Origin of the sequence: uncultured Slackia sp., from assembly GCF_944321625.1 — a bacterium.
Classification (GTDB): domain Bacteria; phylum Actinomycetota; class Coriobacteriia; order Coriobacteriales; family Eggerthellaceae; genus Slackia.
Genome location: NZ_CALUMA010000029.1, coordinates 62168 through 88367 on the forward strand (window position 1 = coordinate 62168; position 26200 = coordinate 88367).

Consider the following 26200-nt stretch of genomic DNA (forward strand, 5'->3'; position numbering starts at 1 on the left):
ACTATCGTCCCCCTTCATCCAAGGAAAGGGTGGATGCCGTGGCATCGGCGGGCGCTGCTGTATCAGAGGCGGCTGCCTCATCGGACGCCGGCGCGGCATCGGAAATCACCACGTTACCGGATGCTACGTCATCGGAAGACGTCGCAGCATCGGGAGCGGTTGCGCTATCGGGTATCGCTGCGGCATCGGGAGCCGTCGCGTCATCAGATGACGCCGCAGCATCGGACACGACATCATTTGCGCGGGCGCTCACGTAGGCGGAGGTTTCAAGTTCGTATAGCACTTCGTCGTCACGCGTCACGGTGATGGTCGCGTCGTACAGCGCGCCGAATTCGGTCGCGTGCCGCTCGACCACGCGCGTCACCTCGCACGCGTTGTTCGCCGTGGGATCGCACGCGGAGACCGAGCCTGCGGCCACGGCATAATACGTGGTCGAAGCGCCTTCTTCAAAAGCTGCTTCGGGGTCGGCGGCGAAGTCTTCCGCACCGTTGGACGCGCCGGACGCGGCAAGCGTCACGGCATCCGTCAGGCGGATGGCGTCGATGCCGCGCATCTGTGCGCCCGAGAAGACCGCCGCCAGCACGGCAAGCGACGCGGCGACAAACGCCACGAGCACCATGACTTCCAGCACGAAAGCGGCGCCATGCCACGAGGCGCGGTCGCGCGAGGCGGCGGCGCGCGCGAACAAGGGCTTACTCATCGTCGGCCTCCTCTCCCGCGGCGGGACCGGTGGCGGTAGCCGAGAATTCCGCGGCCCCTTCTTCCTCATTGGCGGCTGACGCGGGCCGCGATTCTCCGGTCGATGAATCCGCAGAAGCGGAAGAGGAAGCGGCACCGGCAACATCGGCCGCACCATTCGCGCAACGCAACGCAATACGCGCCTCGCCCGCATCCGTCACGACCGTGAGCAGGCCCGACGTCTCATCGTACGAAAACTCGAACGTCTGCGAATCCGCCACTTGCGTGGCGCTCGCCGGGTCGTAGTCCGCGCCCGCCACGACGTATTCCTGCATGATGGCACCCCGATACGCGTACAGCCGCGTCTCATACGTGCCCGAATCCAGGCGCTCCACCAGCACGAGCGACGGACCTTCGGGGCCTTCGCCCACCACGACCGCATCGCCCGTATCGTTGGCACGCACCGTATTCAGCAGCAGACCCGACTCCTGGCGCAGCGCCGAGGCATCGGTCCGGTCCTCGGCAAGCGTGCGATATGCGTTGACGCCCAGGGCAAGCAGGCCCAGCAGCGCGAAAATCACCACCGCAAACAGCAGCAGCATGACCGCTCGATCCGCCGTGCGCGAAAAACCGCCCGACCTGCCGGAACCGCCCGCGCCCACGCGCGCGAGTGCGCGCAGGTCAGCCGCCTGCACAGCACGCGCCGCCGCATCTTTGCGAAGGTCGCCCGATGCACCGTATATGTCGCGGCGGTCGCTCATCGCGGCACCACCGTCACCGTGGGCATCACGTTGGACGCGAACGCCTCGTACGTGATGACGTAATCATCGTGATTCACCGTCACGCCGTAGTGATTTTCCAGATACGACAGCGTGGCGGGATACGACCCTTCGATGGCGGCGCACTGCACGGCTGCGTCAAGAATGACCTGACGCATGGACTCGGCGCCCTGTTCGCGCAGGTCAGCCGATATCGCCGCCCAGGCGAACCAGGCGATGACCGCCGCAAGCACGCACGCCACGATCGACGCGACAAAGCGCCGGCGCCGCACGCGAGGATCGGTCTGTTCGTAAAGGCCGCGCATGATTTACCCTATCGCTCCCATGATGCCGATGAGCGGCAGCATGACCGCCACCAGCGTAGCGCCCACGCTCACCGTGAGAAACGCCGCGAGCACCGGTTCCACGCCGTCGATCAGGTCGTCCATGCGCGCCACGGCGTCCTCGAAGAACGCGTCGGACAGGCGCTGCAGCACGTCCTCGACCGAACCGCTGCGCGACCCCACCATGAGCATGCGCGCATACATGGGGTCGAACACTTCGTTGTCGTAGATGGCCTGCGACAGGCTTTTCGGATTGTTCGCGCTGGTCATATCGGCTAGTGCCTGGTCGAGGCGCGCGCGCAAGCGAGGATGGTCAACTGCCGCGGCGGAGCGCTCCATGGCCGTATTGGTGTCAAATCCTGCCGAAATATATGTAGCAAGCGAGGAAGCGAAGCGGCTCAGCCCCAAACGATACATGGCATCGCGCGTGAGCGGCAGGCGCGAAAACGCAGAAACCACGCGCCCGCGACCCGACCCGCGGCTAACCACCGCCACCACAATGGCAAGCAGCGTGACCAGGGCCATCACCACAAGCGCGACCCAGCCGATGCCCACCGACACATTCACATAGGCGAATGCGCCCGCCGCGACATTGCCCGACAGGTTTTCGTACACGTCGATGAACACGGGAAGGATGACCGCCACGGTGAACGCCAGAATCACCGTCATCACCGCGAGCAGCGCGGCGGGGTACACGATGCCGCTGCGCATTTTGACGAACAGGCGCTCCTCCTCGCCGTATTGCACGGCAAGGCTGCGCAAAACGTTTTCCAAGCGTCCGGACTCTTCGCCCGACGCCACCATGGACACCGCGCGCGCCGGGAAGCGGCCCGATGCACGCAGGGCCTCGGCGAAGGACGCGCCGCCGATGAGCGAGCGATACACCTCGTCGCACGTTTGTTTGAAGGGGCCGGGCTTCATGTTCTCGCCCAGCAGCCCCACGGCCTCGTCGGTCTGGATGCCGGCGGCGAGCATCATGGCCACGCCTTCGCAGAACGCGCTGACGGCGCCGCTTTCCAGCGGTTTTGCCGCGGATGATTGCTTCTGCGCCATCGCCGCATCGGCCGACGGCGACTCCATTGCCGTTGTCGTTGCTGCCATGGGCACCTCTCTTTCCTCTTCGCCGCCGCGTCGGGTGGGCGCGGCCGCGTAGCTAGTATACATAACGGTCCGTATAGCCGGACCCATCTCCCACCGTGTCGAGGGCGCCGGACGCCGCGAACGTCAGGTCGACCCGCGTCCACGTGTCAGGATCGACCGAGATCTCAACGGTGTGCCAGCTGCCGTCTATATACACCATGTTCCACGCATGGTAGATGCCATCAGGAGAAACGTAGCCCGTGATAATCTTGGTGGGAATTCCCAGGCTGCGCAGCATCGCGCCGGCAAGCGACGCGTAGTCGAAACAGATGCCCTTGCCGGATGCGAGGGTTTCATCAGGATTTGGTACATACCCGGTTTGCGTGGCAAGCTCGGCGGCCTTATCGTTGTCGTACGCCACGTTGCTCACAATGTAGGAATACACCGCGCGAAGAACGTCGCCCTCGTTGGCGGCGTCGGCGGCCAGCTCGGACGCCTTTTTGACCGCGGCGCTTGACGCGTCGTAGCTGCAATAGAAACTGGGACGAATGAAGGGCTCGAACTCAGAGTCAAGCGCGACCTGGGCGGATGTCGAGAACAGCTCCACGTATTTGTCGCCCGACGTGTTCTGCATCACGCGGAACGTATAGGAGCCGTCGCCCATGTTGATGGGGCACACGATGGGCGTGCCGTCTTGCGGCAGATCGTAGTTGTAGGCCGCATCGCCGCAGGCCACCTGGAACTTCAGGCGGCTGTCTGACACGCCTACCGCGCATACATAGCCCTGCGAGAGAGAAGAGGTATCCACGCCCGCCTCCGGCGTGCCCTCCAGGCCGTCAGGGTTGTAGGGGGAAAGCACGATGGTCGAAGGTGCGCTCCATGCGGGACCGCTGGTTTCGCCCTCGTCGGCGAGCGCCACGTTGCCGCCGGCGCCCGACCCGGCGTCGCCGGCACCCGATGCCGAAGCGCCGCTCGATTCGCCCGCGTTAGTACCCGCCCTCGCGCCGGAACCGCCAGAGCAGCCGGCCAGAGCAGCCGCACACACGAGGACCAGCGCCGCCACAAGAACGAAAGCCAACCGCGCGCATGTCGCGCGTCGCTCGCACTCTTTATGGCCTATCTTGCCCACGCCGCTCCTTCATCGAACCAGAGCTGCGCCGTATCGCCGCAGCCGCTTGCAGCTTAACGCATTTCGTCGACATATGTGCGCGCGGCACCAGCAAACAACCAAGGCTGCAAATGTCGCTCTCCCCATCGCGCTTGCCCGCCATGGACGACTTTTGGTCAACAACACTCGGCAGCAAGCGACAAAAGAAAAGGTCAGAAACTCGCATGAGCTTCTGACCTGGTATTTCGATGGTGCCCCCGGGCCGATTCGAACGGCCGACACCCGCTTTAGGAGAGCGGTGCTCTATCCCCTGAGCTACGGAGGCATCGCAACTGGGCTATTGTACCATTCCGCCCGCCGCAGACAGCTGACAACCGGAAAGAGCGCATACTGCCACTAAATCGTTCTCAACATGCTGAATCGTTCTCAATGGAATTTGATCAAGGACCTCTATGAACTGGGAAATGTATGTTTTCGACCACTTCATCTTAAGAATGATTCAAAATATTGAGAACGATTTGCCTTGCAAAAAAAGGCGCTACCCGCAGATAGCAGCAGGTAGCGCCCGTGAAGAACCGTCCGCCGAATGCAGACGAAGTGCGTCCTCTATTCCGTACGCAGAGCCGTAACGGGATCCTTCTTCGCGGCCATGCGGCTGGGGATCACGCCGCCAATCAGCGTGAGCACCACCGAGATGACCACCAACACCACGCCGGCGCCCGCGGGCACAGCGGCCATATCCTTCACGCCGGCCACCATCTCGATGACCATGTTGATGGGGATATCCAGCAGCACCGTGACCCCGATGCCCAGCACGCCCGCCGCCAGACCGATGATAAAGGTCTCGGCGTTGAACACGCGGCTGATGTCCTTCTTCGACGCGCCGATGGAGCGCAGGATGCCGATCTCCTTGGTGCGCTCGAGTACGCTGATGTACGTGATGATGCCGATCATGATGGAGCTCACCACCAGCGAAATGGCCACGAACGCGATCAGGATATACGTGATGGAGTTCACGATGTCGGTCACGCTGGACATCAGGGCGCCCACGATGTCGGTGTAGTTGATCACCTTGTCGTCCTGGCCGGAGTCGGTCATTTGGTTGTTGTAGTCCTTGATGATCTGGTCGACCTTTTCCTTGGCCTCGAAGTCGATCGGGTAGATGCTGATGGCATACGGATCGTCCACGTCGGCCACGCCCAGCTTTTCCAGGTTGCCCTCATACGTAGCGTTGCTGGTTTCGCGCGACATCTGGCTTTGGAAGGCAGCGGCGATCTCGTCGTCGGACATGCCCTGCTCGCGCATCTGGTCGATGTATGCCTGAATCTGCTCGCCCTGCGCGAAGGGCATCTCGTCGATCATCTCCTGGATGCCGTCCATGGTCAGGTCTTCCTCGTCCTCGGCGGGGAAGGCGTATCCGGTGAAGATGTCGGTATTGGCGTCGTCGCGCTGCGCCTGCACCACAGCGCTTTCGTCCACCTCTTGAATCAGGTGCTCCATAAGCGCGTTGGTGTACAGCACGCCGCCGTACATGGCCGTGCTGCTGCTGGCCGACGAATCCTCGGAGGGCTTCACAATGCCCACGACCTTGATCTGGTCACCCGCCGCCGCGATTTCGTTCACGTAGTCGGCGTCGTCGGACATGTCGGTCCAGGTGCCGTCGTCCTGCTCCTCGTAATACGCCGGCTCGGGCACCAGCTTGAACGTAAGGCCCAGCAGCTCGTCGTAGGTGTATTGCTCCGCTTCGGGGTCTTCGAGCGTTTTGCCCGCCAGCGCGTCGCTCATCATGTCGCGCAGCTCGTCCTGGTCTTTGAGGCCCAGCGAGTACAGCGTGTAGTCCGAGATGTTGCCGTCGGAATCCAGGCACACCACCACTTCGTTCCACGCCTGCGGATAGCTGCCGGTCACCAGGTCATAGTCGCGCTCGACGCTTTCCTGGTTGCTGAGCAACGCCGCCCACACATCGTAGCCGCTGCCCATGGCCGACATGCTTCCCAGCATTTCGGTCTGCACCGAGCCCGACGTCGAAAAGCCCAGCGCGTCCATCACGGTTGTGGGGTTCACCTGAACGTATGTGTCGTCGTCGGTCTCGCGATACACGTTGAGCGGCGTCTTGTAGCTGTATTGGATATCGGTGACGTAATCCTGCAGGTTGTCAGGGTTGGAATCCAGCCACTCTTTGATGGATTCCATGTCGTTTTCGGTGGTGTCGTTGGCCATGGACGTCACCATGCCGGTGATCACGTCCTTGGACTGCACCACGCCCTCCTCGGATGCCGACGTGTCATCGGCCATGGTGCCCATCATGGAGCCCATGAGCGACGTGAGGTCCATCGTGGAGGTTTGGATGGTCAGCGGATAGCTTCCCATCGTGGATTCCTCCATGTCCTTGATGTAATTCTGCGCGCCGCTGGACAGCGACAGAATGAGCGCGATGCCGATGATGCCGATGGAGCCCGCGAACGCCGTGAGTAGCGTGCGGCCCTTCTTGGTGAACAGGTTGTTCAGCGAGAGCGAGAACGCCGTAGCAAGGCTCATGGACGTGCGCGGCGAGCCGCCCAGCGAGCGGTCCTCCAGCGCGATGCGGTCGGCCTGCGAGATCTCGTAGGGGTTGGAATCGTCCACCAGCTCGCCGTCCTTGAGCTGCACGATGCGATTGGCGTACCGGTAGGCGAGCTCAGGGTTGTGCGTGACCATGACCACCAGGCGATCCTTGGACACCTCCTTGAGGATTTCCATGACCTGCACGCTGGTTTCGGAGTCGAGTGCGCCCGTGGGCTCGTCGGCCAGCACGATGGCCGGGTCGTTCACCAGGGCACGCGCGATTGCCACGCGCTGCATCTGACCGCCCGACATCTGGTTGGGCTTCTTGTGAAGCTGGTCGCCCAGGCCCACCTGCTCAAGCGCCTTCGCCGCACGCTCGCGACGCTCGCGTTTGGACACGCCGGACAGCGTGAGGGCCAGCTCGACGTTGGCAAGCACGGTCTGGTGCGGGATGAGGTTGTAGCTTTGGAACACGAATCCTACGCTGTGATTGCGGTAGGAGTCCCAGTCGCGATCCATATACTTTTTGGTGGATGTGCCGTTAATCACCAGGTCGCCCGAGGTGTAGTGGTCCAGGCCGCCGATGATGTTGAGCAGCGTAGTCTTGCCGCAGCCGGACTGGCCGAGCACCGCCACGAACTCGCTGTCGCGGAATTGCAGGCTCACGCCTTTGAGCGCGTGCACCGTGGTATCGCCGGAAACGTAATCCTTCTTGATGTCTTTGAGCTCGAGCATGCGAGATTCGCTTTCTTATGCGGGCCGCGCCGATGCAAGGGCAGATGCAGGCGTGAACACGGACGGAGCCAGATGACGGACGAAGCCGGATGCCAACCGGGCGCGATACCAGTTCGCCGATTCGCCCACGTGCCTGTGCCCATTCGCCTGCATGGTTCACACACATGCACCTATCGTGGCGGCAACAGTAAATCTATCGTAGGATAACGCAGCCGCCTGAGATGAAGGGCAAAAACCCGACTTGTATTCATGTCGTTACCACAGGGGCGGGATAGTTAAGACAGAGAAAAGGCGCGGGGCAGAAGCTCCGCGCCGATTTCGCTCACCAAACCGCCCGCTTGCCAGGCGGCCCGCCTCACTTGCCAGGCAGCCCGTGTTTCTTCGTATTCCCTATATCTCTTAATCCGCGTAGCCGTTGGGGTTGCCCGACTGCCAGCGCCAGCTGTCCTCGCACATGCGATCGAGGTCGTATTCCGCCTGCCAACCCAGAAGCTCACGCGCCTTGGCGGGATCGGCATAGTTCTCGGCGATGTCGCCCGCACGACGCGGCTTAATCACGTAGGGCAGCTCGTGGCCGCACGCGCGCTCGAACGCATGAATCACGTCGAGTACGCTGGAGCCTTTGCCCGTGCCCAGGTTGATCACCTCGACGCCGGTGCGACCGGCCATCCAATTGAGCGCCGCCACGTGCCCGCGCGCCAAGTCGACCACATGGATGTAGTCACGCACGCCGGTGCCGTCGGGCGTGGGGTAATCGTCGCCGAACACGCCCACTGCCTCGAGCTTGCCCACGGCCACCTGCGCAACGTAAGGCACCAGATTGTTGGGGATGCCCTTGGGGTCCTCGCCAATCAGGCCGCTCTCGTGCGCGCCGATGGGGTTGAAGTAGCGCAGCAGCACGACGTCCCACTCCGGGTCAGCGGTGTGCAGATCGGTCAGAATCTGCTCGATCATCCACTTGGTCCAACCGTAGGGATTGGTCGCGGGCTTCTTGGGGGCACTTTCGGTCAGAGGCACGCTGTCGGGCTCGCCGTACACGGTGGCACTGCTGGAGAACACGATGCTCTTGCAGCCGTGCTCGCGCATCACATCGCACAGCACGAACGTGCCGGTCAGGTTGTTATGGTAGTACTCGAGCGGCTTTTCCACGCTTTCGCCCACGGCCTTGAAACCGGCGAAATGGATGACAGCGTCCACCGGCTGCGCGTCAAACACAGCGGACAGCGCATCGCGGTCGAGGATGTTGAGCTGGTGGAAGCTGATGCTGTCCGCGGCGCCCGCGGGGGCCTTGCCCGCCGCCTCGGCCTCGGCGACGATGGTGCGCACACGCTCGATGGCTTTCTCGCTGGAGTTGGACAGGTCGTCCACAACGACCACGTTATAGCCCGCCTGCAACAGCTCGACACACGTATGGCTACCGATGAACCCGGCGCCACCGGTCACAAGAATGGTTTTCTTATCGGACATAACGGCTCCCCAATCTTTATCTCTATCCAAAACCTGATTTGATACATAAAACTTTTCTAGTATAGCCTCGCCATCTATCCAGTCGAGACGCGGGTGCGCCGATAACGAGTAAGACATATTAATTTGCCGCGAATTTTACGCGCATGGTCAAAACAACATTCGTCTGGGCGAGCAACGCATTGGAGTCGTTCCTTGAGGTCAAAAACTAATCGAATGGGCGATTTCCCAACTTTCACGATTCCCCCAGTCATAAAATTAGCAACCCAACGTGTCTGCAACAAGAACAACATTGTGAATTTCGCACACAATAAGCCACCAGGTTGCATATTGGTGTGGCTTCAACCCCTCAAACCGCCACTCGCAAACGTCATATTCGCCCATTCGATGCATATTTGACCATGCGCGCCAAATCGAACATACACGCCGCCCATTCGGTTGGTTTTTTGACCACTCGCAATCTCGCAATTCAACTATGTCCTACTTGTCCGCGCATGCGCGCCCCTTGATCAAACAGCCAATCCAATACGCTGCCCATCAAACCAAGTTGCACTCATTAAATGGGGCATTGAAACCCCAGACATCCGCAATGAATCAATCGGCACACCGTAGGCAGTCAACCCCTCCATTCTCACGAGGAGATGCCATCCAAGACTCGGAGCTTCGTAAGGCAGGCAACACTTTCGCGCGTAAAAGGCTTTGTCGAAATTTGAAGTCCTTCACCCTAACCCTACGTCGCTGATGGGTTGCTTTACAAATACGGCTCACTAGTTGATCGAAATAAAAAGACTGAGCTATATCTTTGTAATAGACGGTCATAAGCTCCACGCCCGAAGCAAGGATGGCGTTCTTTCTGCGCTCATCGCGTTCGTGCGCCTGCTCGCCCGCATGGTATGGCCTGCCGTTATACTCCAACCCGAACTTCAGCCTCGGCCATAAGAGGTCAATCTTGCGCACGCCCGCTTCCGTGACGATTTCCTTGTTCAGCTCAGGTCGCTCAAAGCCCATCCCACCCAAACGCGTTGGAAAAGTCAGCATTACGGCCATGGCGGTTTCCATAGGCGATGCTGAGCCGTCAACTACATGCGCAAGGGCTTTTCGCGCCATATGCACACCCCGCTGTCCTGAACACCCATTTAGAAATGCACCTATACGTCTCATATTGGTCAGAGGGTCTCTTATGCGAAACCCCCTCATGTCGTGGACGTCAGGAACATACGACCCGCATAGCTCAAAGCCAAGCAATATTGCGTCGGCTTCCGAGAGGAGGCTCGCCATTTGAAGAAAAACAAACTCCGGCGCGGCGACGAACAAGCTGGGCATTGCCTGAATAACGGCGCGCCGTGGAAGAGGCGATGTGTTGACATGACGCACCACCCCAGCTGTTCCTGAGGTGTTCTTATCGCTGGCAACAAGAAGATGGACCGGTCGTTCGAGGAAAAATTGGAGCGAAGCCTCAGCAAGGGCTTCCTCCGCATTCGCTATCGTGGTGCCTTCTATTTTTCCAGTTCGGGGAGCCGATAGCAGATGAGGGTCGCGCTCGTCACTTGCCCTAAGGTATTCGAGTGCGGATTGGTGGCTGAGGCAAATTGGCATGGCGGGTGCTCCTAAATTGTGTTTCTGTGCTTCTCCTCGGATGCAGATGACGAATGCGCATCTAGCAAGAATGACCAGCTGGCCGAACTCCCATCCGGCAAGGAAGGACACCGTGATCCGGCGGCCTGGGTTCTCGCGTCACGAGTTCGATGAGTCACGGACCCGATGACGCGAGTTCTCGCAGCGCTCGATGACGTGAGTTCTCACAGCATGGGTTTGGCGGCATGGGTTTTCACGGCATCGTCAAGTGTTGCGCGGCGCGCGATGGATGCGTTGGGCCACGGCCAACAAAGGGGCATTCCTCAAGAAAACGCCAAACATGACGCAGCATGAACGAAGGGGGGCAACAGAAACACACCCAAGGTCGGGGACAAAACGAAAGAGTCGACCCCCCCCCGAAGGTCGACTCTTGGTGCCACACTCTAGATGCCGCACTCCTGATGCCACGGGCGGAGTTGCAGCAGCAGCCTGCATGCGAGCGGCTCTTCGCCTCGCACCCTTCGCGCGTCATCACGTCGAAGCTACGCCTCCAGCTTGCGCACGAACGACTCAAGGCGGTTGAGGCCTTCGGCGATATCCTCCATCGAGCAGCAGTACGACAGACGCACGTGGCCCTCAGCCCCGAACAATGAGCCCGGCACCAGCGCCACACCGGCCTCCCTGATCAGGCGCTCGCAGAATTCCTCGGACGACAGGCCAAATTGCTCGATGGACGGGAACACATAAAAGGCGCCATCGGGACGATTCACGGGCAGCCCAATCTCATCGAGTCGGCGAAGCACCAGGTCACGGCGCTCGCGATACATCTCAAGAGCCGGCTCAATATCGGATTCAAGCGCCGCCACTGCCGCATGCTGCACAAACGACGGCACCGACGACACCATGTACTGATGAACCTTCGCGGCCTGTGCGACGAACCACGCATCGGCGGCGATCCAGCCCAGGCGCCAGCCTGTCATCGCGTACGGCTTGGAAAAACTATCGCACACCACGATGCGGTCGCGCAGCTCGGGATGACGCGCGGCAAAGCTTTGGAACCCATCCGCATACACCAGACGGCCATATACATCGTCGCAGATGACAAACACATCATGCTCGACCGCGAAGTCTGCCACGGCATCGAGGCTATCCGCGTTCAGAACGCAACCCGTGGGATTGTTGGGCGACGTGATAATTATCGCCTTGGTGCGCTCGCTCGCGACAGCCGCCAGCGCCTCGCGCGTGATCTGGAAGCCGGTCGGGCACGTGTCCAGATACACCGGCGTGGCGCTATTCAGAATCGTGATGGATTCATACAAGATGTAGGCGGGCGTGGGGATGATGACCTCGTCACCCGGGTTGAGCATGGCGCCGAGCGTCGCGCACAAAGCCTCCGTGGCGCCGTTGGTCACGACCACCTCGTCAGGCGTGTAGCCAAGCGCGCCCAACCCGCGGACGTCGCGCATATGGGCGGCAATCGCCTCGCGCAGATACGGCTGGCCGTTGTTGGCGGGATAATGCGTCAGATTAGCAGCAAGATCAGCTGTCACCTGAGCTTTTACCGTTTCGTCGGTATTGCCGTCCGGCTCGCCCAGCGTGAGCGAAATGCATCCGGGCGTGGCCTTTGCCATCGCTGAGAAACGACGGATACCCGAAGGCTTAAGGGCGGCAAGGGTCGAATTAAGCGTAAGAGACATGCTGACTCCAATCATCCTTGGTCACGCAGCGCTGGCGCGACGCGCATACCTGCACATACGCGACGTCGCACACAGCGTTGAATACCAGAAGTCCGCCGCATGGTCGCGACGGACTTCGTTGTTGCTCAAAGGCCGATTATACCGCCGAGAGCAGAATAAGCCAGCAGATGGCCGCTCGACTATCGATCCCCCATGGGCACGTAGTCGCGCGCGTGACCGGTCTTTTTGTAGGCCGGACGCATGATGCGCTTGCTGGACACGATCTCCTCGAAGCGATGCGCGCTCCAACCCGCCATGCGAGCGCAGGCGAAAATCGGCGTCAGCAAATCACGCGGAATGCCCAGCGCCGTGTACACGCAGCCGCTGTACAGGTCCACGTTCGCGCAGATATCCTTGCTCTTGCCCGCCTCGGCCAGCAGCACCGGCGCCATCCGCTCGATGATCTCAAGCAGGCGGAAATCAGGCTCGAACTCGGTGCCGGCGACCACGCGCTCGGCGTACTTGTGGCACAGCTTCGCGCGCGGATCGCTCTTGGTGTACACCGCGTGCCCCATGCCATAAATCAGGCCGGTCTGGTCATAGGCCTCCTTGCGCACGATCTTGCGCAGATAATCGGCCACCTGGCCCTCGTCCGTGATGTCAGCCACGTGGGCCTTGATGTCGTCGGTCATGTTGAGCGTGCGGTTGTTCGCGCCGCCGTGGCGCGCGCCCTTCAGGCTTCCGATAGCGCCCGCGTACGCCGAGTACGGATCGGTATCGGAGCTGGTCAGGCAACGGCAGGTGAACGTGGAATTGTTGCCGCCGCCGTGCTCGGCATGAAGCATGAGCATCAGGTCGAGCAGATGCGCCTCTTCCGAGGTGAACGAGCGGTCGGGGCGCAGCATGGACAGGATGGTCTCCGCCGTGGTCTGGCCAGGAATGTAATGATGGATGAACATCGAGTCGCCGAAGAACTTGTCGCGCATCACGTGGTACGACAGCACCATGATGCGCGGCAGGCGCGACAGCAGCATGATGGCCGCATCGACCTCGTGCTCGAAGGTGCGGTCCTCGGCGTGCGGGTCGAACGCGTACAGCTGCAGCACCGAGCGCGCCATGGCGTTCATGATGTCGCGCGTGGGGGGCTTCATGATGTAGTTGGCGGTGAAACCGTCGGGCAGGTTGCGCGCGGCGTCCAGCAGTTTGCGGAATGCAGCCAGCTGCTCCGCCGTGGGAAGCTCGCCCGCCATCAGCAGGTATGCCGTTTCCTCAAAGCCGAAACGACCCTCCTCGACCACATGGTCAACCAGGTCATTGATGCTGTATCCGCGATACGACAAACGCCCCTCATCAGGGATTTTATCACCCTCGGATACTACATAGCCGTGAACGTTGGAGATATTGGTCACGCCCACAACCACGCCGGTGCCGTCGGCGTTGCGCAAGCCGCGCTTGATGTCGTACGCCTTGAAATAGCACGGGTCGATCGAATGGATGCGTGACAGATCGGTGTAAAGAGGAAGCGATCGCTTGATGTCCGCGGCCACCACAGCGGGGTCGGCGGCAAGGTTGTCGGGATCGGACAGGCCGGTTTGAGCGACGGCATTGGCGGCCGTCCGCTCGATGGGAGCGGATGTATTCATAGAAACCCTTTCGTTATGCATGAATCCCTTCAAGGCACGGGCACTATAGTACGCGATAGCGCTCGCCTTGGAAACAGCGAAATCGGCCTGTGACAAAGTTGTTACGGAAAACAGCGCGTGACATCGCGATACCCATAGGAGCTCCGAGCGCCTGCCGGAACCCTTATGGGTCGCGTGCTAAATCTGATGGATGAACAGGCCGCTGCGCAACTTGGGTTCGAACCAGGTGCTCTTAGGCGGCATGAGAAGACCCGCATCGGCCACGGCAAGAAGTTCCTCAATCGACGTGGGAAACATGGCGAACGCGACTGCGGGACCCTGCTCTTCCAGCGTGCCGGCTTCGCGCGCCGCCTCATCGGCAAGCATCACGCGATGCTCGAGCGCATGCAGGCCGCGGATGCCGCCCACGAATTCGATGCGTGGGTTGGTACGCGGGTCGTCGATTCCCAGCACCGGCCCTAGCACGCGCTCCTGCAGAATGGACACGTCGAGGCCCGCCACGGGATCGCCGCTTTCGAACTCTGGCAACACGCCCAGGCCGTACCACTCGCCGTTCAGACACATGCCCACGGCGCCCTTATCCACCGGCTCGAGCGGCTGCGACTGCTTATGCAGGACCTCAAACGCCTCTTGAATGCGAGCCAAAAACTCGTCAACCGTAAGGCCATTGAGGTCATGTACCACGCGGTTATAAGGAAGAATCGCCAGGTCGCTCGCGGGGAACAGCACCGACAGAAAGCCATTGAACTGCTCGGACCCATCGAAGTCAGGATTGGCGGCACGGCGGGCGAGCCCCACCTTCACGGCCGATGCAGTACGATGATGCCCATCGGCCACATACGCCGCCGGTACCTGGGCGAACGCCTGGGCAAGCGCTTCTACGTCAGCACGCGCATCAATACGCCACACGCGATGCGCCACGCCGTCATCGGCGACGAAGTCATACAGCGGCTCCCGCGTACGCGCCTGCGCCACCAGCTCTGTCACCTGGTCATTATCGCGATACGCAAGGAAAATCGGACCCGTCTGCGCGTCCAGCGCATCGATGTGGTTGATGCGGTCGCGCTCTTTGGCCTCGAGCGTATTCTCGTGCTTTTTGATGGTGCCGTTCAGATAATCGTCGATGAGGCAGCACGCCACGATGCCCGTCTGAACGCGCCCGTCCATCTCTAACTCGTACAGATAAAAGCACGGCGACTCCTCGCGCACAAACGTGCCGTCCGCCAGCCGCGCGTCGAACAGCTCACGTGCCTTGGCGTAAACCTCGGGAGCATACATGTCGGCGTCGGGCGCGAATTGCGTCTCGGGTCGGTCGATGTTCAGAAACGACAGCGGCTTGCCCTCAACCGCATGTCGCGCTTCGGCACGGTCGTACACGTCATACGGCAACGCCGCCACCTGCGCCGCCACATCCTCACGAGGACGAATCGCCGCGAACGGTCTGATAATCATGATGAGTCCTTTCCGAATCCCGCCGCGGAACCGCGGAGTAAAACGCTTTTTACAGGTCGCCGAAAAGTCAGCGAGCGGCATTCTGGCGAGTTGAGTTGCCTTGAACGAGGAGCGAAGCGTACTGTGTACGTGAGCGACAGTAAACAGGCCAGTGGCCTGTTTAGTTCCTCGCTTCCGTGCCCGAGAGGGCGCAGACCGCCAGAATGCCGCGCAGCGTCGAGCTGTTCCGTCGGCTGGCAAGCCGACGGAATCACTACTTAATCACGCGCACGCGGTAGATCGAGGGGATCCGCTTGAGCTCCTCGATGGTCGCGTCGTCCAGATGCTCGTCGGTATCGAACATGGTGTAGGCGTTTTCACCGGCGCTTTCGTTAACCATGCGCTGCACGTTGGCGTTATCCTTTGCCAGCAAAGCGGTAATCTGGCCGATCATGTTGGGCACGTTGGCGTGCAGGCAGGCGATGCGGCTTGCGGCGCGCGCCTTGCCCATGGAGCACGTGGGGTAGTTCACCGAGTTGGCGATATTGCCGTTCTCCAGGTAATCCTTGAGCTCGGAGATTGCCATGTCGGCGCAGTTAGCCTCGGCCTCCAGCGTGCCGGCGCCGTGATGCGTGGTCACAAACGTGTTGGGCATCTTCACCGTCTTGGGCGTGGCGAAGTCGGTTGCAAACCACGAAAGCTTGCCCTCGCGCAACGCCGCATCCACGGCATCTTCGTTCACGATGGTCTCGCGCGAGAAGTTGATGAGCACGGCGCCAGGCGCCAGCATATCGATCTGCTTCGCGCCAATCATACGGATGGTGTCGGCCTTGGACGGCACGTGAACGGTCAGGTAATCGCAGCCGCGGCACAAATCCTCGAGCGTGGCCACGCGCTGCACCTCCTGCGAGAGCGCCCACGCGTGCTCGACCGAGATGAACGGGTCGTAGCCATACACATCCATGCCCAGCTGAACGCACGCGTTGGCAACCTTGGACCCCACGTTGCCCAGACCGACCACGCCCACGCGCTTGCCCTTGAGCTCGTGGCCGACAAACGCCTTCTTGGCCTTCTCGGCATGCACGTAGATATCGGGATCGTCGGCGTTTTCGCGCACCCAGCGCATGGACTGCAGGGCGCCGCGGCTCGAAAGCACCATCATGGCGATGACGATTTCCTTCACGGCGTTGGAATTGGCGCCGGGCGAATTGAACACCACCACGCCACGCTTGGCGTAATCTTCCACAGGGATGTTGTTCACGCCCGCGCCGCAGCGCGCGATAGCGCGAATGCTTTCGGGCAGGTCGTAGCCGTGCAGGTCGGTGGAACGCATGAGAATGGCGTCGGCCTGCGCCGCTTCGTCCACAAACTCGTAGCCTTCGCCGAAGGTGACCTGGCCGTCTTTGGTGATGTCGTCGATGGTCTTGATGTATCGCATGGTGAATCTCCTCGTATTTCTGGATGGACAACCTGGGTAATGCACATGGTCAAACAGAAAACGCCGCGTGGCGACGGCGTTGAGAGGCGGGGGAGCCGCGACGCACGCGAGGGTACGACGCGAGGAGCGACAGCGATGGCGCGCCGCGCTCCCCCTACATAGACTGTGATGAACACGAATGCTGCGCTTCGAATTCGCGCATGAATTCGACGAGCGCTTGGACTCCTCCGATGGGCATGGCATTGTAGATGCTGGCACGAAGACCGCCTACGCTGCGGTGGCCCTTGAGGTTTTCGAAGCCGGCCGCCTTGGCCGCTGCGACGAATTCGCCGTCAAGCGCCTCGCCGGCGGTGAAGGTGACGTTCATGAGCGAACGGTCCTGAGGGCGCACGAAGCCGCGGAAAAGTTCGCTTTTGTCGATATATTCGTAGAGCACCTGGGCTTTCGCCTGGTTGACCTTTTGCATACCGGCAAGGCCGCCCTGCGCTTTCAGCCACTTGAACACCTTGCCGCAGATGTAGATGGCGTAGCACGGCGGCGTGTTGTAGAGGCTGCCCGCATCCGCGTGCGTGCGGTACTGCATCATGGTGGGCACGCCGGGAAGATCGGTATCGGAAATCAGGTCGTCGCGAACGATGACGATGGTCACGCCCGCAGGCCCCACGTTTTTTTGAGCGCCGGCAAAGATGAGGCCGTATCGTTCGACGTCAATGGGCTCGGAGAGGAAGCACGACGACATATCGGCCACAAGCGGCTTGCCCTGCGCGTCGGGCAGCTCGCGCAGCACGTTACCGTTCACCGTTTCGTTCATACATATATACAGGTAGTCGGCATCGGCGTTGACCTGGATGTTCGCCATATCGGGCACGCGGTCGAAGTTCGTGTCGGCCGAGGTGGCAATGCAGCGCGCGTCGCCAAAACGCTGCGCCTCGGCGAGGGCCTTCTTGGACCAGGTGCCGCTCACGATGTAATCAGCGTGGCCCGGATTACCGGCTGCGCCGCGCATCAAATTCATGGGCACCATGGCGAACTGGGTGGATCCGCCGCCCTGGAGGAACAGCACGCGATAGTTATCGGGAATGCCCGCGAGGTCGCGCAGGTCCTGCTCGGCCTCCTGGATGATGCTCTTGAACGCGGAGGAGCGATGGCTCATTTCCATGACGGACATGCCGCACCCCTGGTAGTCCAGCATCTCATCGGCCGCTTCGCGCAGCACGGCTTTCGGCAAAACCGCAGGTCCCGCCGAGAAGTTATACACTCTTGTCATGGCGCCTATCCTCCTTCGCACATCTCGAGAACGCTTTGCATCACATACCGGAACGTCGCAGCGCCGTGAAACGATGTCCGCGCCGCAACCAGAACACTCCGTTTCGCAGCCGCAACACCTGCATCTCGCGACGAAAGCGACCCATGTCGCTTCAGCAACGCTCAGCCGATCGTCATTACGAAAAGACCCGCCTTGCAAGCGGGTCTGTCCATTGTAACGTCAAATCGTAAGATTCACGTCCACTTTATTACAATAGAGCGAAAAAGTTGAGAAGCGGTACCTGGTGGTGTTCCAACCTCGCCCCGGCTTGCAAACCGCGAGCGAATAAAAGCAATGCCCACCCGATGGGCAATGAAGTCCCGATTGGCCGGTTTCCGATGCGCCCTGGAGCGAGAAAAAGGAGGAGGGGGTTCCAAAGGGGGAGGAGGAAAAGGAAACATCCCTTTCCTCCTCCCCCTTTGACATTACCCAATCCCCAGCGCTTGCATTACGAGCAGCGCTACGGTGAGAATCGCCACCACGCCTACGGTGGCCCAGATGATCACTTTGCCCACGGGGCCGCTCTTGTGCACGCCCATGATGCGCTTGTCGGCGGCGATCAGCGCCATGAACGCCAGCAGAATAGGCAGAATGATGCCGTTGATGAACTGCGCGGTAAGCATGACACCCATCAAGTTGAGCCCGGGAATCAGCACCACCACGGCCGCAATCACGATGACACCCGTGAAGATGCCTTTGAACATGGGCGCTTCTTTCCAGGTGAAGTCCATGCCGGCCTCCCAGCCGAACGCCTCGCAAATCACGAACGACGTGGTCAGCGGCAGCACGCACGCGGCCAAGAAGCTCGCCGCGGTCAGACCCGCCGCGAACAGCACCTGCGCGTAATCGCCAGCGATGGGCGCCAGAGCGCTCGCCGCAGCGGCCGCGGAATCAACGGCGATACCCTGCGGGTAAAGCACCGACCCCGTGCACACGATGATGAACCACGCCACCAGGCACGCGACGATGGTGCCCGTGCAGGCGTCCACCTTCTGCAGCATCATTTCCTCGGGGTCGTCGGTGACGCCCTTGTCCACCACGTTGCTCTGCGTGAAGAACATCATCCACGGCGCGATGGTGGTACCGATCATAGCAATGACCAGCGACACGAAGCTCGGGTCGGCGGGCACGTGCAGCACCACAGTGTCGTGCGCAACCTGCCCCCAGTCGGGCCCCACCAAAAACGCCGCCACCACATAGGTGACGAACACCAGCGATACCGCCAGAAAAATCTTCTCGACGCTTTTGTAGCTGCCCTTGACAACCAAAAGCCACACCACCAGCGCGGCGCACGGCACGCTCACCCAGGTGGGAACGTGGAACAGCTCCATGCCGCTGGCGATGCCGGCGAACTCCGAGAACGTGGTGGCAACGTTGCCCACCAGCAGCGCGCACATGGCAAGCGTGGTCAGGCGAATGCCAAAGCGCTCGCGGATCAGCGCGGAAAAGCCCTTGCCCGTGACGGCGCCCATGCGCGCGGCGGTGGTCTGCACCACCAGCAGCAGAATGCACATGACGGGAATGACCCACAGCGTGCCGTATCCGAAGTTGGCGCCCGCGGTGGAGTATGTTGAAATGCCGCCGGCGTCGTTACCGGCCATGGCGCTCACCACGCCGGGACCCATGGCTGCCAGGATGAGCAGGGCTTTCGGGCGCTTTTTGGGTTCGTCGGTCGCGGAAGCGGCAAGCGTGCCCTCATGCGTACCTTCGGCCTCGCGTGCCTGCGCACCCTCGCGCACGATCTTCTGCGCATCGCGGTCGCCCTCGGCGGCCGCTTGCATCACCTCGTCGTATGAAGCATTCTTCCTGATAACCATTACACGGCCCCCACAACGCGCAGGAGCACGGCGGTGTACACCGCGAGGAACGCCAGGCCACACAGCACGCCCACCAGAATCTTGAGCCACAGGTTGGTGGTCTTCTCGCTCTCGGTGCTTTCCTCGATAACATCCAGGGCGTCATCGACCGTGACCAGGCCCAGCATGCGACCGGATTCATCCACAACGGGCAAAGCCACCATATCGTACTTGGCGATGTCTTCGGCCACTTCTTCCTCGGGATCGTCGGGAGAAAGAGTGAGCATCTCGTCGTACATGATTTCGTGGAGCTGCTGGTCGCGGTGCGCCAGAAGCAGCGTGCGCATAGACAACACGCCCACCAGCTTCTCGGTGTCTTCCTCGAGCACGTACACGAAGTGCACGGTGGGGAAATCCTCATCCAAGCCGCGCAGCACTTCGATGGTTTCCATCACGGTGGAGTCTTCGCTCATGGCCACGTACTGGGTGGTCATCATGCCGCCCGCGGTGTCTTCGCGATAGCCCAGCAGGCTGCGAATCTCGGCGGCGTCTTCCACGCCCATCAGGCGCAACAACGTCTCGGCCTTCTCGTACGGAAGGTCGCGGATGATGTCGGCTGCATCGTCGGGATCCATCTGACCCAGCATGTTGGACACCTGGCGATCGTCCAGGTCGTCCAGCGTTTCGGCCTGAACGTCATCCTCCAACTCGGCGATAACCTCGGCGCTGCGGGCCTCATCCAGATGCTTGAAAACCTCGGCGCGCTGCTTGGGATCAAGCTGCTCCAAAATGTCTGCCACATCAGCGGGATGCAACTCGTCCAGACGCTTATGCGTGACGGAAAGCTTCACCTTGGACAGGTCGCGGTCGAGCAGGTCCATGTAGTTCCACGCGATGATCTTCTCGTCGATCTTCTTCTGGAACAGGCCCGATACGCCCACCACCACGCGCTCGAGCAGCGGATGAAGCTGGCGCAGGATGCCGCGGATGCCCACCTCGGCGCCCAACAGGCGCAGCTGCGTGCCCGAAGGCGAAAGCTTGAGGTCGTTCACGCGCACGATCTTCATTCCCTGCGTGTCCACGATCTGTTGGTCGAGCAGATCGCGCGCAAGCAGGACCTCGGTAGGCTGGAGATAGCTGAAGCGGATGTTGTAGGACTCGGTGTTGAGCGTGACCGAATCTTCGGTGAAGTCGGCGACGTATTTGCGCCAACTGATCATGAACGGGGTGCGGCCCGGCCCCTTGAAGGCGAGCGACGTGATGCGGGGGAATACTTCGCCGGTGGAAATGGCGAGGTCGGATACAACTCCGAGTTTTTCGCCGGCGGAATCATACACCGGCCGGCCCAGCATGCTGGAGAGGTAGAACATGGGCTTCCTTTCGCGCGCGACGACCAGCGCCGCGGCAGAAGCCCCAGGCGAAGGTCGTTAACGGATGATGTGTTTTCGAACCTTCAAGTCTGACCTTTCTTCGGACAAATAAAAAAAGCGCCCGAGGCGCTGCGACTGCATCTTCAAGAAGAAAAATGGTGCGCCGTGAGGGATTCGAACCCCCGACGTACTGATTCGTAGTCAGTCCCTCTATCCAGCTGAGGTAACGGCGCATCTCAAATGCAGCTCGATAATAATAACGCCGACCCTAAGGCGATGCAAGAACTTTTTTCAAGTTTCCGAAAAGTTTTTTGACCCGCAAGAGCCATAGGCATCGCACATGCGACCGCAATATCGCCGACATAAAACCGCAACGATTGTCTCCCAGAGTTCAATACTCGAAGCAAATGCAGTTGATTTACGAATAAATCGAGTATTGAACCCTTCGACAGTCAAAAGTGTTGATTGGCTCCGGAGCACTAGCTTTTGACCTGGCATTATTTCCTTCATTATCACCAGTAAACGCATAGAAACGCGAATCACCGTTCAATACTTGCTCTATTCGTAAACCAACTTCACCAGAAGCAAGTATTGAACCCCGAACAGCATTTAAGTTAAGTATTGAACTCTTGGCCTCTTCCCAAGCAAGCATCGATCGCCCTCTGGCGTTTTGCTAAAGCAAAATACCTTTCCTCAACACAGCCTCTTGAACGCCTGCGCTAGAATAGCGAACGTTATGCATGAAACAAATTGACCGTCTGCTCCGCAGCGGGTAACCGGGCAACGCAACGTCGCATCGGGCAGCGCAACGTTACACAAGGAAAGGACCCCATGACTGGCACCATCTCAACATGGCTCGTGAAACCGCAGCCTCGACTTGGGGCGGCTGGGCTCATCATTCTGCTGGTCATTTCGTCGGTCATCACGCCGCTTTCGCTGGATATGTACACGCCCGCGGTGCCACACATGGCCGAATATTTCGGCACCGACGCCGGCATGGTGAACATGACGCTTGTGGGATATTACTTCTTCTTTGCGCTGGGCATGCTCGTGTTTGGCCCGATGAGCGACAAATTCGGACGCCGTCCCGTGCTGCTGCTGGGCATCGTGCTGTACGTCGCGGGGTCGGCGGCGTGCGCGGCGGCTATGAGCATCGAATTCCTGATTGCCGCACGCATCGTAGAGGCGCTGGGCGCAGGCTCCATCAGCGCCGTGTGCACTGCCGCGGTCAAGGATTCGTTCGAGGTGAAGCAGCGCGAACGCATCCTCTCTATCATCCAGGTGCTGTTCGTGGTGGGTCCCGCCGCCGCGCCCGTCATTGGAGCAGGCGTGTTGGCGATTGCCGACTGGCGCATGACGTTCTGGATTCTCACTGTGGTGGGCGCGCTGTGCCTGGTGCTGGCGTTTCTCTTCCAGGAAACGCTCGACGCGAGCGACCGCTACACCGGAGGCCTCACGCAAACCATCGGGCAGCTTGCTGTGGTGGGCAAAAATCCAGGATTTATGGCATTCCTCCTGATAACGAGCCTGTTTGAAGTTGGGTTCATGGGGTATATCGCGGTCGGCTCTTATATCTATGTTGATTTCTTCGCCGTAGGCGAGGCGGGATACAGCGCGTTCTTCGCCGTGGCTGCCATCGTGACCGCCGCCGGTCCGCTCATCTGGATCGCCGTGTCGCGACGCGTGTCGGTGCGCCGTTTCACCACCATCATGATTGCGCTTGCGGTGCTCACCGGTGTGGCCGAGATGCTCGTCGGCGGCACAAGCCCTTATGCGTTCTGCATCATCTTCATCGTGTTCGCGCTGGCGGAATCGTGCACGCGCCCGTACAGCATGAACATCCTGCTGGAACAAAACGCGCACGATGCCGGCAGCGCGTCGGCACTCATGAACTGCATCCGCACGTGCATCGGCAGCTTTGGTATGGTGCTGGCGGCGCTGCCGTGGCCTACCTACGTGTTCGGCGTGGGCGCATTGATGGCGGGCTTCATGCTGGTAAGTCTGATAGGTTGGATCGCGCTTCTGCGCAGCCGCATCCCCCTGGTCTGCGTAAAAGACGAAGCCCCGGTCAAGCCACTATAGATTTGATAGACAGCTGCCGAAAGCACCATGGGCGGCGTGACCGCGCATGAGATGAGCGACAACGATTGTCGCGGTATGCTGCCGACACACATCCGCGGACGGAGCGTCCCATCCCTAATGCAGCCACGAACGATACACCCTGCTCCTAGTACAGCCCCGACCGGTATAAAAACAGCCTTATTGGCTAAGAAATTGCGTGGTCGGTATAAAAACGGCTTTATTTGCGTGGTTGATCGGGCTGCCATTGAAGCATCTCTATGACGTTCTATGTAAAACACCAGGTCGTAACAACCCGTATCGTGCGCAAAGCAGATTTCTTGCTTGATTGCGCCAAGGCGACCACGCAAATAAAGCCGTTTTTATACCAAGGGGTCAAAAAGTTAGCCAATAAGGCTGTTTTTATACGCGAGCCCCATGCCCGGAAGCGCAGCTGGACCAATACGCTTCCCTAGTAGCGATAGTAGAAGCAGCGGACACGCTCAACAAGATGCATCACGTCGCGTCACAAAGGAGTATCATCTGCCGCATGACGAAGAAGCGCCTCGCCGCGCGAGGTGCTTGGCTTGGAGGAGGCAAATCATGTGGTGCAAAAGGATTCTTTTGGCGTATGACGGGTCGGCGGCTTCGAAGAACGCGCTCAAGCTAGCGGTCGACGTGGCCAAGCAGGATCAGGATATCGAAATCCTTGCCGCACACATTCTCAAGGTATACGGCGCCGGCGCCGCACAGGACAGCATCATCCGCCAGGCCGAGGCGCTGGCCGACGACCTCGAGAAGCAGCTGGCACAGGTGCCCAACCCCACCCGCGTGGAGCTTCTGCGCGGCGATTCCCCTGCTGACCTGCTTCTTTCTTGCGCGGCGGACAACGAATGCGACCTGATTGTCATGGGTAGTCGTGGCGTAGGCGGCGCCAAGGGTTACTTGGGAAGCGTGAGCTACGCGGTAGTGCAGCGCTCCGAGAAATGCGCCGTGCTCATCGCCAAAGAAGGGATGCACGCATAGACCATGGCACAGACCGACGCACAGACGAAACCCAAACCGAAGCTTTGGACCCGCGATTTCATCATCGGAGCGGGCATCAACTTCCTCATCATGGCGAATTATTTCGCTCTCATGGTCATTACGGCGGACTACGCGATGGAGGAATACGGCGCACCGGCTTCGTTCGCGGGCCTGGTCGCCAGCATCTTCATCGTGGGCGCCCTCATCGCGCGCCTGGTGGGCGGCGGCATCCTGGATTCCATCGGACGTCGACGCATGCTCGTGATCGCAGTGGTGGCAGAATGTGTGATGTCGGCGCTGTACTTCCTTGACCTGGGGTTGGCGTTCTTGTTCGTTATCCGTATCCTGCATGGCATATCGTACGGCGCGGCCTCGATTGCCGTAAGCACCATCGTGACCTCAATCATCCCGGAGGAATGCAAGGGCGAAGGCGTGGGCTACTTCATGCTGAGCAACACGCTGGGCACCGCAATCGGGCCGTTCATGGGCATGGCGATTTCGCAGGCGGTGGGAATCCGCGGGCTGTTCGCGGTGTGCCTGGCGATCGCGTTCATCTGCCTGGCGAGCCTCCTGTGGTTCAAGCCGCCTCGCGAGGAGCGCAAGCCGTTCTCAGGCGGCGCGGCGCATCTGCGAGACTTCATCGAGCCCACGGCCATTCCCATCGGCATCGTGGCATGCCTGGTGTTCTTTGGCTACGCGAGCATTTTGACGTTCCTCTCGTCGTACGCCGAGCAGGTTGGCATCCAGACCGCGGCGAGTTTCTTCTTTGTGGCATACGCAATCACGATGTTTATATCTCGCCTGTTCACAGGCAAGATTTTCGACCGACGCGGCGCCAATGTGGTCATGATTCCCGCTTTCGTGCTGGCGATTGTAGGTATGGCGGCGGTGGGACTCGCCTTCAACGGCGCAATTCTGCTGCTGGGCGCGGCGCTTTTGGGCGCGGGTATCGGCACGCTGCAGTCGTGCGGCCTGACCATCGCGCTGCAGAAGGCGTCGGTACGTCGCATCAGCCTGGCGAACTCCACGTACTACGTGCTGATGGACGGCGGCGTCGGACTGGGTCCGGTTCTGTTGGGCGCGTTCGTGCCCCTGGTTGGCTACAGCGGCGTGTACCTTGCCATGGCAGGGCTTATCGGTATCGCGATGGTGTTCTACCTCGTGGTCATCGCGAAAGGCCAGGTCAAGACGAAGCGGGCATAGCGGCAGCATCCCACACCGTTGCGTCGAAGCGCAATCCGTTGTAATTCGCGTGCTATCAGCAATTACCTATATATACGTGGTTTAGGTGCCGCCGCGCTACATCGGCCAAACGGTGAACATCCTGCACCGGCGTGGCGGCGCGGTCGGTCATGCTCCATTGGGGAAAGAACCGCGTGACGTGGTAGGTCAGCGTCTCGGCACCGCGCCCGCCATCAAGGCCGGCGAGCCAGCGGGCGGCGGCATCTATCTCAGCTTCAGAATCATTCATACCCGGCACAACGAGGGTGGTCACTTCGAGATGACATGACGGGTCGGCGGCAAGGCGTTCAATGGTGCGTTTTACGCATTCGAGCGCTCCCCGCCCCGCCGCGCACGCATCGTAGAACGCATCGGTGAACCCCTTGAGGTCGATATTCGCCGCGTCGATTAAGCCAGTGAGCTCGTCAATCACGCAAAGCTCAACGCATCCGTTGGACACCAATACGTTAACCAAGCCTTCCTTATGGGCAATCCGCGCGCAATCACGCGCATACTCCCAGCCCACAAGCGGTTCATTATAGGTATAGGCAATACCCACCACGCGGGGATCGCGCGAACGCGCCTCGCATGTAAGCGACACGAGTTCTTCGGGGCTGACGCTGCGCCATGGAACATCACTCGCCCCCGCTTGGGAAATTTCGGCGTTCTGGCAGAAAGGGCAGCGCAGGTTGCAACCGTAGCTACCCACCGATACCACGAAGGTGCCGGGCATGAAGCGCGCGAGCGGCTTTTTCTCGATAGGGTCGAGCGCCAGAGAGGTCAGCCGTCCGTAGTTTTCGGGCACAATACTCCCGCCGTCGTTGATACAGGCGCGACACACGCCACGAGCGCCCTCCACAAGTCGGCAGTGATGCGGACAGGTCTCGCAAACGATGCGGTTTTGCTCTTCCACCATGAGAACCCCTTATATACATGCGCAGCGCGGCGG

Annotated in this window: 19 protein-coding genes and 2 tRNA genes; 3 read left to right on the plus strand and 18 right to left on the minus strand. The window is 60.5% G+C overall.

Going from position 1 to position 26200, the window contains the following annotated elements; genetic code table 11:
• Position 1 precedes the first annotated feature (1 nt).
• From Q0J60_RS02830 to Q0J60_RS02910, 17 genes are all read right to left on the minus strand, one after another.
• Complete coding sequence (locus Q0J60_RS02830; RefSeq protein ID WP_294438720.1) at positions 2–700, minus strand: hypothetical protein; 699 nt, start codon at positions 698–700, stop codon at positions 2–4.
• On the minus strand, positions 693–1439 hold the full coding sequence (locus tag Q0J60_RS02835) for a DUF4860 domain-containing protein (protein ID WP_294438721.1): 747 nt from the start codon (positions 1437–1439) through the stop codon (positions 693–695). The genes Q0J60_RS02830 and Q0J60_RS02835 overlap by 8 nt, the downstream gene beginning before the upstream one ends.
• Positions 1436–1762 (minus strand): hypothetical protein, encoded by a 327-nt coding sequence (locus Q0J60_RS02840; RefSeq protein ID WP_294438722.1) that lies wholly within the window; start codon positions 1760–1762, stop codon positions 1436–1438. Before Q0J60_RS02840 ends, Q0J60_RS02835 begins: the two co-directional genes overlap by 4 nt.
• 3 nt (positions 1763–1765) lie before the next feature.
• On the minus strand, positions 1766–2881 hold the full coding sequence (locus Q0J60_RS02845) for a type II secretion system F family protein (RefSeq protein ID WP_294438723.1): 1116 nt from the start codon (positions 2879–2881) through the stop codon (positions 1766–1768).
• A 52-nt stretch (positions 2882–2933) separates the two neighbouring features.
• Positions 2934–3989 carry a transglutaminase family protein gene (locus tag Q0J60_RS02850; protein ID WP_294438724.1) on the minus strand — a complete coding sequence of 352 codons (1056 nt, stop codon included), beginning with the start codon at positions 3987–3989 and terminating at the stop codon, positions 2934–2936.
• A gap of 228 nt (positions 3990–4217) precedes the next feature.
• Positions 4218–4293 (minus strand) — tRNA-Arg (locus Q0J60_RS02855).
• Positions 4294–4574: 281 nt separating this feature from the next.
• Positions 4575–7247, minus strand: coding sequence for an ABC transporter ATP-binding protein/permease (locus Q0J60_RS02860; protein ID WP_294438726.1), 2673 nt, complete (start codon positions 7245–7247; stop codon positions 4575–4577).
• Between the two features lie 399 nt (positions 7248–7646).
• On the minus strand, positions 7647–8714 hold the full coding sequence (gene galE / locus Q0J60_RS02865; protein WP_294438727.1) for a UDP-glucose 4-epimerase GalE: 1068 nt from the start codon (positions 8712–8714) through the stop codon (positions 7647–7649).
• Positions 8715–9305: 591 nt separating this feature from the next.
• Positions 9306–10307: a hypothetical protein gene (locus Q0J60_RS02870; protein WP_294438728.1), complete on the minus strand. Its 1002-nt coding sequence runs from the start codon at positions 10305–10307 to the stop codon at positions 9306–9308.
• Between the two features lie 521 nt (positions 10308–10828).
• Positions 10829–11983, minus strand: coding sequence for a pyridoxal phosphate-dependent aminotransferase (locus Q0J60_RS02875; RefSeq protein ID WP_294438729.1), 1155 nt, complete (start codon positions 11981–11983; stop codon positions 10829–10831).
• Between the two features lie 179 nt (positions 11984–12162).
• Positions 12163–13605 (minus strand): citrate synthase, encoded by a 1443-nt coding sequence (locus tag Q0J60_RS02880; protein WP_294438730.1) that lies wholly within the window; start codon positions 13603–13605, stop codon positions 12163–12165.
• A 177-nt stretch (positions 13606–13782) separates the two neighbouring features.
• Positions 13783–15057, minus strand: coding sequence for a DUF1015 domain-containing protein (locus tag Q0J60_RS02885; RefSeq protein WP_294438731.1), 1275 nt, complete (start codon positions 15055–15057; stop codon positions 13783–13785).
• A gap of 253 nt (positions 15058–15310) precedes the next feature.
• Positions 15311–16474, minus strand: a complete 1164-nt coding sequence (locus tag Q0J60_RS02890; protein ID WP_294438732.1) for a phosphoglycerate dehydrogenase — start codon at positions 16472–16474, stop codon at positions 15311–15313.
• A gap of 154 nt (positions 16475–16628) precedes the next feature.
• Positions 16629–17741 carry a 3-phosphoserine/phosphohydroxythreonine transaminase gene (gene serC, locus Q0J60_RS02895; protein ID WP_294438733.1) on the minus strand — a complete coding sequence of 371 codons (1113 nt, stop codon included), beginning with the start codon at positions 17739–17741 and terminating at the stop codon, positions 16629–16631.
• A 464-nt stretch (positions 17742–18205) separates the two neighbouring features.
• The gene (locus Q0J60_RS02900; RefSeq protein ID WP_294438734.1) at positions 18206–19597 is read right to left on the minus strand and encodes an Nramp family divalent metal transporter; all 1392 of its coding nucleotides are present in this window, start codon (positions 19595–19597) and stop codon (positions 18206–18208) included.
• A complete protein-coding gene (locus Q0J60_RS02905) occupies positions 19597–20946 on the minus strand; it encodes a magnesium transporter (protein WP_294438735.1) in 1350 nt (449 codons plus the stop codon). Before Q0J60_RS02905 ends, Q0J60_RS02900 begins: the two co-directional genes overlap by 1 nt.
• A gap of 156 nt (positions 20947–21102) precedes the next feature.
• Positions 21103–21179, minus strand: a tRNA-Arg gene (locus Q0J60_RS02910).
• 598 nt (positions 21180–21777) lie between these two features.
• Between Q0J60_RS02910 and Q0J60_RS02915 the strand changes: the two genes are divergently transcribed.
• From Q0J60_RS02915 to Q0J60_RS02925, 3 genes are all read left to right on the plus strand, one after another.
• Positions 21778–23028, plus strand: coding sequence for a Bcr/CflA family efflux MFS transporter (locus Q0J60_RS02915; RefSeq protein WP_294438736.1), 1251 nt, complete (start codon positions 21778–21780; stop codon positions 23026–23028).
• Between the two features lie 579 nt (positions 23029–23607).
• The gene (locus Q0J60_RS02920; RefSeq protein WP_294438737.1) at positions 23608–24030 is read left to right on the plus strand and encodes a universal stress protein; all 423 of its coding nucleotides are present in this window, start codon (positions 23608–23610) and stop codon (positions 24028–24030) included.
• Between the two features lie 3 nt (positions 24031–24033).
• A complete protein-coding gene (locus Q0J60_RS02925) occupies positions 24034–25233 on the plus strand; it encodes an MFS transporter (RefSeq protein ID WP_294438738.1) in 1200 nt (399 codons plus the stop codon).
• Between the two features lie 55 nt (positions 25234–25288).
• Here Q0J60_RS02925 and amrS read toward each other — a convergent pair whose 3' ends face one another.
• Entirely contained in the window at positions 25289–26167 is an 879-nt protein-coding gene (gene amrS / locus Q0J60_RS02930; protein ID WP_294438739.1) for an AmmeMemoRadiSam system radical SAM enzyme, read from the minus strand.
• Between the last annotated feature and the right edge of the window lie 33 nt (positions 26168–26200).

Excerpts from the sequence above, each read along its gene's own strand:
- Q0J60_RS02830 (WP_294438720.1), bottom strand. The coding sequence starts at position 700 with ATGAGTAAGCCCTTGTTCGCGCGCGCCGCCGCCTCGCGCGACCGCGCC.
- Q0J60_RS02835 (WP_294438721.1), bottom strand. The coding sequence starts at position 1,439 with ATGAGCGACCGCCGCGACATATACGGTGCATCGGGCGACCTTCGCAAA.
- Q0J60_RS02840 (WP_294438722.1), bottom strand. The coding sequence starts at position 1,762 with ATGCGCGGCCTTTACGAACAGACCGATCCTCGCGTGCGGCGCCGGCGC.
- Q0J60_RS02845 (WP_294438723.1), bottom strand. The coding sequence starts at position 2,881 with ATGGCAGCAACGACAACGGCAATGGAGTCGCCGTCGGCCGATGCGGCG.
- Q0J60_RS02860 (WP_294438726.1), bottom strand. The coding sequence starts at position 7,247 with ATGCTCGAGCTCAAAGACATCAAGAAGGATTACGTTTCCGGCGATACC.
- galE (WP_294438727.1), bottom strand. The coding sequence starts at position 8,714 with ATGTCCGATAAGAAAACCATTCTTGTGACCGGTGGCGCCGGGTTCATC.
- Q0J60_RS02870 (WP_294438728.1), bottom strand. The coding sequence starts at position 10,307 with ATGCCAATTTGCCTCAGCCACCAATCCGCACTCGAATACCTTAGGGCA.
- Q0J60_RS02875 (WP_294438729.1), bottom strand. The coding sequence starts at position 11,983 with ATGTCTCTTACGCTTAATTCGACCCTTGCCGCCCTTAAGCCTTCGGGT.
- Q0J60_RS02880 (WP_294438730.1), bottom strand. The coding sequence starts at position 13,605 with ATGAATACATCCGCTCCCATCGAGCGGACGGCCGCCAATGCCGTCGCT.
- Q0J60_RS02885 (WP_294438731.1), bottom strand. The coding sequence starts at position 15,057 with ATGATTATCAGACCGTTCGCGGCGATTCGTCCTCGTGAGGATGTGGCG.
- Q0J60_RS02890 (WP_294438732.1), bottom strand. The coding sequence starts at position 16,474 with ATGCGATACATCAAGACCATCGACGACATCACCAAAGACGGCCAGGTC.
- serC (WP_294438733.1), bottom strand. The coding sequence starts at position 17,741 with ATGACAAGAGTGTATAACTTCTCGGCGGGACCTGCGGTTTTGCCGAAA.
- Q0J60_RS02900 (WP_294438734.1), bottom strand. The coding sequence starts at position 19,597 with ATGGTTATCAGGAAGAATGCTTCATACGACGAGGTGATGCAAGCGGCC.
- Q0J60_RS02905 (WP_294438735.1), bottom strand. The coding sequence starts at position 20,946 with ATGTTCTACCTCTCCAGCATGCTGGGCCGGCCGGTGTATGATTCCGCC.
- Q0J60_RS02915 (WP_294438736.1), top strand. The coding sequence starts at position 21,778 with ATGACTGGCACCATCTCAACATGGCTCGTGAAACCGCAGCCTCGACTT.
- Q0J60_RS02920 (WP_294438737.1), top strand. The coding sequence starts at position 23,608 with ATGTGGTGCAAAAGGATTCTTTTGGCGTATGACGGGTCGGCGGCTTCG.
- Q0J60_RS02925 (WP_294438738.1), top strand. The coding sequence starts at position 24,034 with ATGGCACAGACCGACGCACAGACGAAACCCAAACCGAAGCTTTGGACC.
- amrS (WP_294438739.1), bottom strand. The coding sequence starts at position 26,167 with ATGGTGGAAGAGCAAAACCGCATCGTTTGCGAGACCTGTCCGCATCAC.